Source organism: Streptomyces mesophilus (assembly GCF_011044995.1).
GTDB classification, from domain to species: Bacteria; Actinomycetota; Actinomycetes; order Streptomycetales; family Streptomycetaceae; genus Streptomyces; species Streptomyces mesophilus.
Genome location: NZ_JAAKZW010000062.1, coordinates 1 through 13,681 on the forward strand (window position 1 = coordinate 1; position 13,681 = coordinate 13,681).

At 71.2% G+C, this 13,681-nt stretch carries 8 protein-coding genes and 1 pseudogene; 2 read left to right on the plus strand and 7 right to left on the minus strand.

Features of this window, described 5'->3' with window-relative positions:
- Positions 1-52: 52 nt before the first annotated feature.
- Positions 53-835, plus strand: coding sequence for a L,D-transpeptidase family protein (locus tag G6045_RS17000; protein WP_235967973.1), 783 nt, complete (start codon positions 53-55; stop codon positions 833-835).
- Positions 836-856: 21 nt separating this feature from the next.
- On the opposite strand, the gene G6045_RS17005 is transcribed toward G6045_RS17000, so the two are convergent.
- The 5 genes from G6045_RS17005 to G6045_RS17025 form a co-directional block, all read right to left on the minus strand.
- Positions 857-1,999 carry a glycosyltransferase gene (locus tag G6045_RS17005; RefSeq protein WP_165332811.1) on the minus strand — a complete coding sequence of 381 codons (1,143 nt, stop codon included), beginning with the start codon at positions 1,997-1,999 and terminating at the stop codon, positions 857-859.
- Positions 1,996-4,722 carry a CDP-glycerol glycerophosphotransferase family protein gene (locus G6045_RS17010; RefSeq protein ID WP_165332812.1) on the minus strand — a complete coding sequence of 909 codons (2,727 nt, stop codon included), beginning with the start codon at positions 4,720-4,722 and terminating at the stop codon, positions 1,996-1,998. The genes G6045_RS17005 and G6045_RS17010 overlap by 4 nt, the downstream gene beginning before the upstream one ends.
- Positions 4,719-8,204, minus strand: a complete 3,486-nt coding sequence (locus G6045_RS17015) for a bifunctional glycosyltransferase/CDP-glycerol:glycerophosphate glycerophosphotransferase (RefSeq protein WP_165332813.1) — start codon at positions 8,202-8,204, stop codon at positions 4,719-4,721. Before G6045_RS17015 ends, G6045_RS17010 begins: the two co-directional genes overlap by 4 nt.
- 166 nt (positions 8,205-8,370) lie before the next feature.
- Positions 8,371-9,186 (minus strand): TylF/MycF/NovP-related O-methyltransferase, encoded by an 816-nt coding sequence (locus tag G6045_RS17020; RefSeq protein WP_165332814.1) that lies wholly within the window; start codon positions 9,184-9,186, stop codon positions 8,371-8,373.
- 90 nt (positions 9,187-9,276) lie between these two features.
- Positions 9,277-9,981, minus strand: a complete 705-nt coding sequence (locus G6045_RS17025) for a methyltransferase domain-containing protein (RefSeq protein WP_165332815.1) — start codon at positions 9,979-9,981, stop codon at positions 9,277-9,279.
- A gap of 229 nt (positions 9,982-10,210) precedes the next feature.
- On the opposite strand from G6045_RS17025, the gene G6045_RS17030 reads away from it, so the two are divergent.
- Complete coding sequence (locus G6045_RS17030; RefSeq protein ID WP_165332816.1) at positions 10,211-11,902, plus strand: hypothetical protein; 1,692 nt, start codon at positions 10,211-10,213, stop codon at positions 11,900-11,902.
- On the opposite strand, the gene G6045_RS17035 is transcribed toward G6045_RS17030, so the two are convergent.
- Entirely contained in the window at positions 11,853-13,427 is a 1,575-nt protein-coding gene (locus G6045_RS17035; protein WP_165332817.1) for a glycosyltransferase family 2 protein, read from the minus strand. The genes G6045_RS17030 and G6045_RS17035 overlap by 50 nt on opposite strands.
- 77 nt (positions 13,428-13,504) lie before the next feature.
- Positions 13,505-13,648 (minus strand): annotated as a pseudogene (locus G6045_RS17040) (nucleotide sugar dehydrogenase); the annotation flags it as partial.
- Positions 13,649-13,681 lie beyond the last annotated feature (33 nt).

Consider the following 13,681-nt stretch of genomic DNA (forward strand, 5'->3'; position numbering starts at 1 on the left):
CCCCCAGTTCATGCCGCCCCCGGCCGATCACTCCGGGGTGCTCGCCCCCGACATGACGCAGGCCTGGCCGCTGTCCGGCGCACAGCGCCTCGTACCGGGCATCCGGCAGGTGCCCCCGCAGCCCGACACCCCCGACCAGGCGCTCGCCCCCGAGGTGTACCGGCCCAGCGCTGCCGAGGACGCCCTGGAACCGGTGGCTCCCCCGCCCTCCTCGTACGCCCCGGTCGAGTACGTTCCGCCGGCGGACGCAGCGCGCGCGCCCGCCTGTACGGCGAGCACCGGCCCGTATCAGAAGCAGGTCGAGCGCTGGCTGAAGCTGAAGGCGGACGGGCGGCAGTCGGCGGCCGACTGCCGTGCCATCAAGGCCTTCCAGCAGAAGCAGGGCATCCGGCCCGCGATCGGCTTCGCCGGACCGGTGACCTATGCACGGGTGCGGCAGTTGCAGGCCCTGAAGGACCCCGAGAGCCTCTGCCCGAAGCGGCCGGGGCGCGTGGCGTGCGTCGATCTGAAGCGTCAGCTGATGTGGGTCACCAAGGCCGGCAAGCGCGTCTTCGGCCCGGTGCCGGTGCGCACCGGGCGGGCCGGGTACGGCACCCGCGCCGGCTGGCACAAGATCTACTGGCGGCACAAGAACCACTACTCGACGCTGTACGAAGCGCCCATGCCCTACAGCCAGTTCTTCAATGGCGGCCAGGCCTTCCACGGCATCTACGGAAGCGTCCACCGGCCGCCGGGCTCGCACGGCTGCGTGAACCTGACGTTCGGGGACGCCAAGAAGCTGTGGGCCGTCCTCAGGTCGGGAGACCAGGTGTACGTATGGGGGCGCAAGCCTTAGCGCACGCCCCCGCGGCGCTCCTCACCGCTCCAGGAGTTCGAACAGCTCTTCCCACTGGTCGAGCACCTGCTCCTGCGAGAAGCGCTGGACGTTCACCCGGGCCCGGTCCCCCATGTCGTCCCGCAGCCGGGGATTGCCGGTCAGCCTCAGCAGCCGGTCCGCGAGCGCGTCGATGTCACCGGCGGGAGCGAGCAGCCCGTCCTCGCCGTCGCGCACGATCTCCCGTACGCCCGGAGCGCAGTCGAAGGCCGCGCAGGGCACCGCGCTCGCCATCGCCTCCATCAGCGCGAGCGGGAAGCCCTCGCCCCGGGAGGACTGCACGAACACCGAGGACTCGGCGAGCACGCCGGGTACATCGGAGGTGCGGCCCATCCAGCGCACCGATCCGTCGAGCCCCAATTCCGTGCATTGTGCCCGGAGTTGGGGCTCGTCCGCGCCTGCGCCGTGGATCCTGAGCTCCCAGTCGGGGCGGAACGGCGCGACCTCGGCCCAGGTGTCGAGCAGCATGTCGACCCCCTTCTGGTCCGCGAGCCGTCCGATGCTGGCGACGACCTTTTCCGTACGCGGCGAGGGAACGGCCGGCAGATGGGCGAGGGCGTTGGGCATATGGCCGACGTTCTGCAGGCCCTCGTGGATCCAGATGTCGGCGTCCTCCTGGGTGAGGGCGAGCCAGCGGTCCACGTGCGGGTAGTGCCGCTTGATCCAGTGGTAGCGGTGACAGGCCCGGGAGTACGCGAAGGACTCATGGCTCATGCCGACGATCCGCAGGTGCGAGGTGTCGACCTCGCGCAGCCACTCCATGGGCCAGACCTGGGTGGCGATCACGATGGAGCCGTGGCGCGCCCCTTCGAGCAGGCCGCCGAGCTGGGCGACCGCTCGCTTCTTGTCGGCGACGCGGGCCGCCTCCTGCCGCCGGGCGGCGGGGTTGAGACGCTGAACTCCGCTGATCCTGCGCGCTGTTCGCGGGTGGTTCGGATAGAGGGAGGTCACCGGGTAGCCCTGGTTGTCGGGCAGCGGCATTTTGAGCTCGGCCTCGTGTACGCCGATGACGTGGACGCTGTGCCCCCGGCCGGTGAAGAGGCGGGCCATCTGATGGGTCCAGCCGGCGACCCCGCCGAGCTCGTCGACGGTGTTGCCGAGCAGGAACAGTTCACGCTGCTTCATCGCGTACGGTCCTTCCGGCCAAGGCGGTCACTGAAGAGCTGATCGACGACGGTCCGCGCGGAATGCCCGTCGTCGTACGCGCCGAACTTCGCCGCGAACTGCCGCCGCACCTGCTGCCATTCGCCGTCGGCCTTCTTGAGGCCGGCGAGCGTCTGCAGCAGCTCCTCCTGGGTCTCGACGACCGGGCCGCCGGAACAGGACCGCAGATCGAAGTAGCTGCCGCGTTCGGCGGCGTAGGCGTCGAGGTCGGGCGCGAAGTGGATGATCGGCCGGTCCAGGAGCGCGAAGTCGAACATGATCGACGAGTAGTCGGTGATCAGGACGTCGGCGAGGCACTGGATCTCGCTGACGTCGTGGTGCGCCGAGACGTCGATCACGGCGCCGGGCGGGGTCGCGGGCAGGGTGGCCGTCTCCATGTAGTGCGCGCGGACGAGCAGTACGTGGGTGTCGCCGAAGCGCTCGGCGAACTCGCGGACGTCCAGGGCGAGTCGGGCCTTCTTGTTGCGCGGGGTCCCCCGGAAGGTCGGCGCGTACAGGACGACCGTCTTGTGGTCGGGGATGCCGAGCTCCCCGGCGAGGGCGGGGCGCGGGAAGCGTCCCTCGCGCTCGTCCCTCAGCCGCGCTTCGACCAGGCGGTCGTTGCGCGGGTAGCCGGCCCTCAGGAGCCGCTCCTCGGGGATCCGGTAGGCGTGCGCGAGGGTCCGCACATCGTGTTCGGAGCGTACGAGGAAGTGGTCGAACCGGTCGATGGCACGGGCGAGTTGTGTCCGCTGGGGCGCGTTCTGCATCTTGTGCCGGATCTCGTCGTACCCCATGCGCTTGTACGCGGATCCGTGCCAGGTCTGCAGATAGGTGGTGTGTCCCGGCTTGTTCAGGGCGTGCGGGAACCCTTGGTTGTCCACCCACCACTCGGCCCGTGCGAGCGCCCACAGATAGGGCCAGGACCAGCGTCGCACCAGCTTCGCGTCGGCGGGGAATCCCTGGGGCGAGGAGGCGTAGGACCAGGTCGCCCGCAAGCGGGCGCGGCGGGCGCGCAGTTCCTCGTACAGGGCGCGCGGGCTGTCTCCGTAGCACTTGCCCATGTGGCTCTCGAAGACGACGCTGCCGCGCCGGGCCGGCAGGCGGGACAGCAGCCCCCGGTAGACGCGCAGTTTGAAGCGCTGGGAGTGCAGGACGTCGCGCCGCTTGCGCAGCTTCTTCGCCATGCCCTTGAGCACGCGGGCCGGCCGGAAGGTGGCGAGGTAGTGCGCGGCCGCGTTGGCCTTGCGGGCCGCCTTCCTGCGCGGCAGCAGCGTCACGGCGAGGTGGTGCTTCGCGGTGACGTAGGGCTGCCAGGTGTCGGCGGTGAGACGCGTCAGCCGGGGCCTGCCGCGCAGGGCCGCCGACCCGCCCGGCACCGTCTCCTTGTCCGCGAACAGATCGCAGGGCGGGGCCGGTTCACCGTCGACGACCAGGCACAGCGTGGGGTCCCAGACCCGGTCGCCGATGCCGCGGGGGCGCAAGCCGTCGGTGAGCGGGAGGCGCGCCTGCCAGACGAGGGTGTTCCGTTCCACCCGTACGTCGTCCACGGGCAGGGTGACCGTGGCGGCGCCCGCGTCGCGCACCTTGAAGACGAGGGAGGCGGTGGTCTTCTCGTAGGCCGAGGCGTCGAAGGGCAGGGCTGTTTCGCCCTCGACGACCAGGCGGCCCTGCTCCCGTCGGCAGCCGGTGACCCGGCCGAGCAGCCGCTGTTCGGCCGGGGTGCGGTACTGGTGGCCGAGTTCGGTGAGGTCGTACGCCGCGGTGGTGTGGTCAGGACCCCAGTACACCCGCCCCTCACGGTGCACGAGCGGGCTGACCACGGTGCCGGGGTGAGCCAGCGCGTACGCCGCCCGCCGCACCCCCTCCGCGTCGCCGTCCGCGAGCAGGCGGACCGCCACCCGTTCCAGCGGCGGGAGTTCGGCGAGATCGGCGTCGTCGACGAGCCCCGCCACCGTGCGGGCGAGCTCGGCGACCGCCGTGGCGCACGCCCCGTGGCCGAGGCCCGGCAGGGCGTGCACGGCGGGCAGGACGTGGTCGGCGAGGAAGGCCCCGCGCGCCGCGCGCCGCATGGCCGGGTCGTCCAGGAGTGCGGCCGCCCGGCGCTGCGCGGCGGCCGCGGCCGGCAGGTCACGCAGCGGGTCGGGGGCGGCACGGCGGGTCGTGATCAGGTTCGGTACGAGGGCGATCTTCTCGGCACCGAGGGCGAGTTCGAGCCCGCCGGCGGTGAAGTCCAGCTTCGAGCGCCGTACGCACAGGCCCGCGCCGAGGGTGTCGCGGGTGACCAGCTCGGGGGCCTGGCCCACATCGGTGAGCACGCGGGAGCGGGCGAACAGGTCCGCCTGCCAGGCGGGCACGGCCTCCTTCCGGCCCTTGCCCGTAAGCCGGCTCCACCGGCCCGCGACCAGATCGGCGTCCGTGCTCACGGCGGCGGCGTGGAGGTTGCGCGCGGCGTTGCGGTCCAGGAGTTCGCCGGGGGCCAGCGGGATCACATAGGTGCCGCGCGGTGGGCCGATGCGTACCCGGTGCGGATGCTCGGCGGCGAGTGCGGCCGCCGCCTCGGGCGGCTCGCCCAGGAGCGCGGCCTCGGTGCCGGCGAGCGTCTGGGCGAGCACCGAGCGCACCGAGGCGCCGACGGCTTCGGCCGAGGTCTTCGCGTCGCAGGTGAGCACAACGCTGACAAAGAAGAGATCCGCCGTGCTCATCGTCCGTCCACCCCGCCCCGCAGCATCGCGTCGACCACCTGGGCGGCCGCGGTCCCGTCGTCCAGATCGCAGAAGGTGTCACGGAAGCGGGCGTACGCGCCTTGGTACGCGGCGGCCGATCCGGGCAGCCCGCGCAAGGCGGCGATGACCTCCTCGCCGGTCCGCAGGAGCGGTCCCGGGGCCTGTGCGGGGAAGTCGAAGTAGAAGCCGCGCAGGCCGTCGCGGTAGTGCTCCAGGTCGTACGTATGGAAGATCATCGGGCGGCCGGTCTGCGCGAAGTCGAACATCATCGACGAGTAGTCGGTGACGAGCACATCGGCGATCAACAGGAGCTCGGCGGCGTCCGGATGGCGGGAGACGTCCCGTACGAAAGCGGTCTGCGGCACCGAACCGCCGACCAGGTAGTGCCGGCGTACCAGCAGCACATGGTCCTCGCCGAGCGCCGCCTGGGCGGCGGCCGGATCGAGCTGGAGGTCGAGACCGTACCGGCCCGCCTTACGCGGCTGGTCCTCCCGCCAGGTGGGCGCGTAGAGGATGACGCGCTTGCCGTCGGGGATGCCGAGCTTTTCGCGTACGGACGCGGCGACCTTGGCACGGTCGGGGGCGTGCAGGATGTCGTTGCGCGGATAGCCGCCGGCCAGCACGTCGCCGGTGTAGCCGAGCGCTCCGGAGAGCACCGGGGTGGAGAAGCTGTTCGGGGAGACGAGCAGCGACCACTGGGCGGCCAGGCGCGGCAGGCTCTCGATGTAGCGCGCATCCGCCGACAGGGTGCCGGCCACATCGCGGCCGATCCGCTTCAGCGGAGTGCCGTGCCAGGTCTGGACGACGAACTGGCCGGGGGCGCGTTCGAACCAGTCGGGCAGCTGGCTGTTGGTGACGATGTACCGGCTGCGGGCGAGCGCCTCGTACCACTCGGCGCTCCACAGCGCGACGGCACGCGTCCCGGAGGGCAGCTCGACCTGCTGGTCGCGGACCACCCACAGATGCTCCAACTCGCTGCCGCGCCTGCGGAGTTCCTGGTGGACGGCGCGCGGCGAGTCGGAGTACTGGCGGCCTCCGAAGCCGGCGTACAGGACGGCTTCGCGCAGGGGCTGCGACCGCAGCTGTGCGTAGCGTTCCTTCAGGCGGTCCTGTGCGGCGCGTCCGCGGTCTTCCGTGGGCAGTACGGAGCCGGAGGTGATGAGCAGCTGGTCGTGGTGGCGGCGCTGCAGTGTGAAATCCCTGCCGTGCAGCTCGCGCACGACGGGCAGTTCGCCGTGCAGTGCCGTCGCGACCAGGAGCGGCACACGACGGTCGGGGTCGTGGTCGCCGCGGGCGCGCAGGAACGGGTACCAGTCGCCCTCGGCGAGCGGCAGCACTCCGGCCGGCCCCGGGACGGCCTGGGGGCGGAGGGTCGCGCTGAACCTGCCTTCGGTGACGGTCAGTTCGCCCAGCGCCTCCTCTTGGTGGCCGCTGTGCACGAGAACCAGCTCGCGGGAGACGTCGTCGGCACAGGGGAAGCTGCCTTCGAGCTCGAGGCGGCCGCCCTGGTCCGTCCAGCGCAGGGCATCCACCACCGGGCGCACGTCCTGTGCGCGCAGTTCGGTGTTGCCGGAGGGGTTGGCCAGGACCATGAGTTCGCGGCCGCCGCCGAGTCCGTAGCGGCCCGGTGCGATGTCGGGAAGCACCGCAAGCGATGCCCAGCCGCCGCCCTTGCGCACCACGCCCACGCCCCAGGGGTCGGCGGGTCCTTCACCGGCCTCGAGGAGGCCGAGCGGCATCTCGGCGGTGAAGGTGCGGCCCTCGACGCGGACCGGCAGGTCGTGGCTCTCGCGGGTACGCCAGTTCTCGACGCGGACCGCTTCCAGGGAGGCGTTCGCACCGGGCGCCAACTCGCCGGTGATCCGCAGCTGTTCGCCCGCCTGACGGTGCTCGACCAGGCGCTGCTCGACGCGGTCCACCCGTAGCCGGAAGCGGCCGCCGCTGAGGGTGGGCACGATCCGCAGGAAGTCCTCCAGGTAGCGCACGGGTACGGCACAGGGCCCGCTCATGCGCAGCGGCCCGGTGCGCGGCCGCAGTCCGCCCGCGACGGCCGCCATCTCCAGGTTCCAGGTGGTGCTCGCCCGGCCGCTGACCAGCTTTTGTACGTCGACGACCGTCTCGAAGCCGGTGCGGTCGTAGTTGTGCAGACCCTGCCGGGAGGCGAGGGTCGCCTCCCGAGAGGCGACCGTGCGCAGCCTCAACGGGATCGCCCGGCGCCCCGCGCGCAGCCAGACGGTCCGGGCGCGGGCCGCGATCCGGCCGGGCGGAAGGTTGCGTACATACGCGTGGCCCGCGAGGCGCAGCCGGCCGTCATCGTCCCAGGAGGCCTGGGTGATCCTCGCCTCCAGCGGCATGTCGCCGCGGCCCACGGCCGCGGTGCGTGCGGGCAGCGGCGCGGTGATCACGGGAAAGTCCGCGCGGTGTCCACGCCAGGTGCGGCGGACGCGGAAGGCCTTCGGGTGGACCTTCTCGAACGCCATGAACGCGAGCAGTTCGTCGATCCGGCGCTCCCGGATGAGCCGCCAGCGCACGCGCAGGCCGAGCGGCAGCTCGTCGAGGAGAGCCGGATCGACGCGGTCCACGAAGGAGTTGGCCTCGTCGAGGAAGGCCTGGTGATAGTCGCTGCCGCCGTCCGGCAGGGCCTCCATGAACATCCACAGATCACCCGCGATGACGCTGGCGTCGTAGCGGCGCTTGGCCTCGGCCCGCAGCGCGTCCTTGGGCGCCTTCGCGGCGCGTTCGCCGAGATAGCGGCTGGCCGAAGCCACCGAGGCCGTACGGTCCTTGATGGCCCGCGGTACCGCGCGCCGGTTCGAGATCGAGCCGTCCCGGTCGCGCCACAGGTACACGGTGTCGCTCAGGACGTCCACGCTGCGGGCCTCGAAGTGCGCGGGCAGGACGACGGGGATGTCCTCGAAGAGCACCCCTTCGGGGAACGCGAAGGCGTGCCGGTCCCAGAAGTCCCGCCGGAAGACCTTGTTGCAGGCGATGCGATCGCCGAGCAGCTCCCAGTCGCGCGTGACGTGGGTGGCGCTGCGGGTGGTGGCCATGACCTTGCGGAACATGGGCGACTGCTGCTGCGTGCCGTCCGCGCGCAGCCGGTGGACGTTGCCCGTCACGAAGTCGGATCCGGTCTCGTCGAGCATGCCCAGCATCCGCTCGTACGCCTCGGCCGGGATCACGTCGTCGCTGTCGACGAAGGCGAGATGGACGCCGCCCGCCTCACGCGCCCCCGCGTTACGGGCCGCACCGAGCCCGGCATTGGCCTGGTCGACGAGCCGGAATCGGCCGTCGCCGTCGGCGAAGCGGCGCGCGATCTCCCGACTGCCGTCCGTGGAACCGTCGTTGACCATGACGACCTCGAGGTCCGGCATGGTCTGCCCGGCCAGCGACTCGAGGCAGGCACCGAGGTAATCCTCGACGTTGTAGATGGGGACGACGACGCTGAGTCGGGCTGTCATGCGCTGCGCACATTCCTTCCGGAGAACGGCGATGGGCCTTCCCGTGAACAACCGGTGTCCGGGCGCCGGGTCACCTTGCATGGGCCATACGGGTGATCACATGCGGCGGCCCCCATGCGGCTGGGCACGGGGGCCTGGTGTCAACTGGGCTGCCTCATCCGGGCCTTCAGGGCTTGACTGCGATACGTCCCTCGTCCATGCGCAGCAGCAGCAGCCGCTCGCCGGTCTCCTCGAGGAACTCGTCCACCGCCTGGCGCGAGCCCTGCCAGTAGCCGTAGTCGTCGATCAGCAGGACACCGCCGGGGACCAACCGCTCGTAAAGATGGTCGAGTTCGTGCTTGGTGGAGGCGTACCAGTCGGTGTCCAGGCGCAGGATCGCGATCTGCTCCGGCGCCTCACCGGGCACGGTGTCCTCGACCTTGCCCTGCACGTAGTGCACGCGTTCCGTGGGGTAAGGCACGTTCTCGAAACCGGACTTGACGTCGTCGAGCGTGGCGACGGCCCAGATCGGCCTGTCCTTGCCCTGCACGGCGAGGAGGTCCGCCGCGGACTTGCCGTCGCGCCGCAGATCCTCCTCGGTGGGCTCGGTCATGCCTTCGTACGTGTCGAAGAGGTACAGATCGCGGTCGCTGACACCGCAGTTGAGCAGCGTCTTCGCGCAGGCCTGCATCGAACCGCCGCGCCACACCCCGCACTCGACGATGTCGCCGGGGATGTCGTGCTTGACGACATGCCGGGTGGCGAGGATGAAGGCGTTGAGCCGCTCCGGCGAGGTCATGGTCCACGGCTTGACCGCGCGGATCGTGTTCTTGGCCTCGTCGTCGTAGTCGACGGGAAGGTTGAGGCCCTTGGGCTTGGGCTTGGCCGGCGCGGCCGTGGGGGCGGGAGCGGTCTTGGCCCGCGGCTCGGGCACCGTGGGCCGCGTCAGTTGATAGCCGGTGAGGGTGCGCAGGGTGCCGTTGACGGCGTTCTTCCATGCCATACGCGCGGACCCTACGCGGAATTCCCCTCGCCGTCACTTTGCGTCAACTCACGGTTACACCAAGTGCATTGACGGGAAGGCGCCGCCGACTCAGCCGACCTGCTGGGGAACCGCCCCACCAGGCACGCAGCTCGCCCGCGCGGCGAGCTGCGGCGGTACGGGGACGTTGTCGACGCCACCGATCCGGTTGGCCCACCAGCAGGTGACTCCGCGTACGAGGCGCATGCGCAGGGCCGGGTAGGAGGCCGGCCGCTCGAAGACGCCGACCGAGTCGCCCCAGTACGCGTTCTTCGCGTCGATGCCGGGATAGTCGTGCCGGATCCCGCGCAGCGGCGGGAAGTCGGTGTGCACCTCGCTCAGGGTGAGACCCGACCAGGCGGCGAGCGCCCGGAATCCGTCCGGGTAGTACCGCCAGCAGTCCTGGGCGTCGTGCACATGGCCGCGCGAGGGTGCGGTGATGAAGGCCCGCCCGCCCGGCTTGAGCACCCGTGCGATCTCCAGCATCGTCCCCCAGAAGAACGGAATGTGCTCGAACGCCTGCCCCGACAGCACGAAGTCCGCGGTACGCGACTTCACGGGAATGCGGTACGGCTCGGTCATCACACGGTCGACGTTGCGGCCGCCGAGCACGTCCACACCGATGTAGTCGATGTCCCGTCCTTCGAGCAGCGACCTGTGGGTGCGGACCTGGCGGTCGGAGATGCGCGACCCCAAGTCGACGACGCAGGAGCGTCCTTGGTCGGGCATGTACTGGTCGACGCAGAGCTTCATGTGGGCGTAGGCGGAGGGGTGCATCAGGGGGCGGTCCTCTCGGAGGTGGGTTTCCCCTCCTCAACTGCCTTGGCGGGGATGGGGCTACGGTCTGCGTCAATTTGCGCGTGTACGCGCCGTAACCCGGTGCCTGGCTCGGGGTTAGACCCATATGTCAGTTCTTGAAGCGGCCAGGCGCCTGCCGTTCGTCCCGTCCCCCCAGCACACCTCCCGCGCCACACCACGCGCCAGGCGTGGATTCCCCTGGCGGACCGTGGCCGTCGGCGTCCCGACCCTTTGGATCCTGGTGGCGGGCTGGAACCACCGCTGGATCGGTGACGACGGTCTCATCTACACCCGCGTGGTCCGGCAGATCCTCGCGGGCAACGGCCCCGTCTACAACGTCGGTGAGCGTGTCGAGACCTCGACGGGCACGCTGTGGCAGTGGCTGGTGGCAGCCGCGACCCTGCCGACCGGAATGGACCCGGCGAAGGTCGCCGTCTGCCTGGGGCTCGCCCTGTGCACCACCGGTTTCGCGCTCGCCCTCCTCGGCACCCTCGCGCTGCACGGGCGGCCCGCCCGGGTCGTCCCGTTGGGTGTCCTTGCCCTGCTGCCGGTCCAGGCGATGTGGGACTACGCCACCTCCGGTCTGGAGACCGGCCTTGCCTTCTGCTGGCTCGGGGCCACCTGGTGGACGCTCGTCCACGTGGGCCGCACCGGGCGCCATCTGACCTGGACCGCCGTCCTGTTGGGGCTCGGCCCGCTGGTCCGTCCCGACCTGGCGCTCGTGACCGGCCTGTACGCGGCGGTGCTCTTCGCACTCGTACGGCCCGGGTGGCGCCGCGGCCTGAGCGCACTCGCGGCGGGTCTTGCGCTGCCGGTCGGCTATGAGATCTTCCGGGCCGGGTACTACGGCATCCTCGTGCCGCTCCCCGCCATCACGAAGGAAGCGTCATGGACGCTGTGGGACCGGGGTCTGTACTACCTGGCCGACTTCGTCACGCCGTACCACCTGTGGCTTCCCCTGGTGCTGCTCGCCGCCCTGTCGGTCCCGGTCGCGGCCGCGCTCCGCGAGGCGCCCGACGGCCGCCGGGCGCTGATCATCGCCGCGACTCCGGTCGGTACGGGTCTGGCCTCCGCCCTGTTCGTCACCAAGGTGGGCGGTGACTTCATGCACGGCCGGATGCTGCTGCCCGCCCTGTTCCTGGTGCTGCTGCCCGGCTTCCTCGTGCCCCTGACCCGTATCACGGCATCAGCGCTCGCCGCCGTCGTCGTGTGGGCCGGGGCCTGCCTGCTGATCTGGCGCCCTCCGTACAAGAACGACGGAATCTCCTTCATCCTCGACGAGCACGCGGGATACGTGGGGGCCACAGGACAGCAGCATCCCGTGACGCAGGCGGCGCACGCCGCGCGCGGTTTCCTCTTCGCCCGCGAGGTGAGGCGGCTGCGGGCCGAGGGTGAACGGGTCGTGCTGATCGAGATGAATTACGACCGCGAAGTGCAGGCCTTCCCGCTCTCGGCGCGACACCGCCCCGCCGCCCGTTTCGCCGGCATGGAGGCCCGCCTCGGTCACGCGGGGGTCGCGATCCCCCTGGACGAAATCGCGGTCGACTACCTGGGCCTCTCCAACCCTTTGGGCGCCCATATGCAGCCGACCATCTTCAAGAAGGCGGGACACGAGAAGCCGATCAAGCGGTCCTGGGTCATCGCCGACTACACGGACCCGGCGGCCACCGACTCACCCGCCGTGCGAGCCGCCCGGCACGCCCTGACCTGCGGCGCGATCGCGGAACTCCAGGACTCGGTGCGCGCGCCGCTCACCCCCGGCCGGTTCTGGCAGAACCTCACCGGGGCCTGGGAGCGGACCCGGCTGCGGATTCCCGCGGACCCGGTGGCGGCCGAGAAGGAGTTCTGCGTCAAGCCCGCGCCCGCAGCAACTGCGGCAGGGGCAGCGGTCGCACAGTGACGCGCAGTTCGCTCGCGTCGTCGCAAGCCGCCACCCCGACCTCGTAGGCCCGCAGTCCGTGCCTGCGCGGCCGGGACGGTGCGGCGTCCGCGGGTACGGGCGCGAGCGGGACGGTGAGGCTCTCGCCGAGTGCGGCGGCGACGAGCCGTACGGTCCACCGGTCCCGCGGGGGCTGCTTCGGCGGGAAGAGCTCGTCCAGGGGCAGTTCCACCCGCACGACGCTGCCCTCGCCGTCGGCGGCCACGGCCGCGTCGTACGACCGCGCCACGCGCTCCCCCGCCCCTTCCAGCACGGTCTCGGCGCGCACGGCGTCCGCCCCGAACGCGCTCAGGTCCGGCAGCGGACTGCGCGCCTCGAGCAGCAGGAGTCCGTCCCGGATACGCACGCGCGCCGGGCCGAACTCCTGCTCGGCGAACCGCTTGCGGGTGTCCTTGGTGAGGTCGAACCAGGCGTCCGGCAACGCGAGCCCGGGGTCCCGGAAACAGGGATAGTCCGCATAGGCCCGCCCGTCCTCCACCACCACCGGCGGCCCTCCGGCCGCGGCGCACTCCAACACACCGACCAATGCGCCGAGTTCCCCCCGCTCCGCAAGGCGCAGCAGCAGCCGCTGCTCCTGCGACAGCTTCCGCAGGGCGTACGCACTGGCGTACGCCGCATGCAGGGCGCCCACCCCGTCGCAGACCGCCCGCTGCTGCTCGGGGCCGAGTTTCAGGAAGTCCGGGCTGATCAGCCGCGCCACCTCCCAGGTGAAGTGGCGCTGATGGATCCACTCCCGGCCGCGACCCGGCTCCGACAGGCGCCGCGTGAGCTCGAAGAGCTGCCGGGTGCCGCGCAACCGGTCGAGAGCGCGGAAGGAGACGGTGGCGTTGGTCTCGTCGTCGCGGCGTACGGCGAAGTAGTAGTCGTAATCGGCGAGTACGGTGATGCGCCCGGCCCTGAAGCAGGCCTCCAGGGTGAACGGCTGGTCGCTCAGGACCGGCAGGTCCTCGGGGAAGCGCAGCCCGTGCTCTTCGATCAACTCCCGCCGGAACAGCTTGGTGTTGGACAGGGCCCAGGGCAGAGCCGAGTCGTACAGCGTCACCTCGTCCCGGCTCTCGCCGAACACGGCCTTCGACACCCAGCGCCCGTTCACGCCGACCATCCGCCCGAGCACGATGTCGGAGCCGAGCCGGTCAGCGGCGCTCACCATGCGCTCCAGCGCCTCGACACCCAGATGGTCGTCGGCACCGATGAAGAGGACGTACCGCCCGCGCGCCAGATCGAGGGCACGGTTGCTGGGCACGGCGGGACCGCCGGAGTTCTCCTGGTGAACGACCCTGAAGACACCGGGGTGTTGTTCGGCGAACCGCTCCAGTTCCTTCTCGCTGCCGTCCGTCGACCCGTCGTCGACCGCGACGACCTCGATCCGGTCCGTCCCGATGGTCTGCGAGACGAGCGAGGTCAGACAGTCGGTCAGATACGGCATCGTGTTGTAGACGGCGACGATGACGCTGACATCCGGCACAGCACCGGGCGTGTTCTGCATGCCCTGCAAACGACGGAGCGCGCCGCTCGTTGCTGGAGACGTCACCTTGAGGGCGTGCGTGACGGGCAGCGCACCGCCTACGAAGGCGCCCCGAGCACGATCCGCCGCACGCCCTCCCACCGGGCCGGATCGGTGACGCGCCGGCCGTCCACCAGCACCCGTACGTCCGGAAAGTCCTCCGCCCCGAGCCCCGCGTACTCCGCGTGGTCGGCCTGCACCACGAGCGACGCAGTCCGCGACCGCCCTCTTGAGCC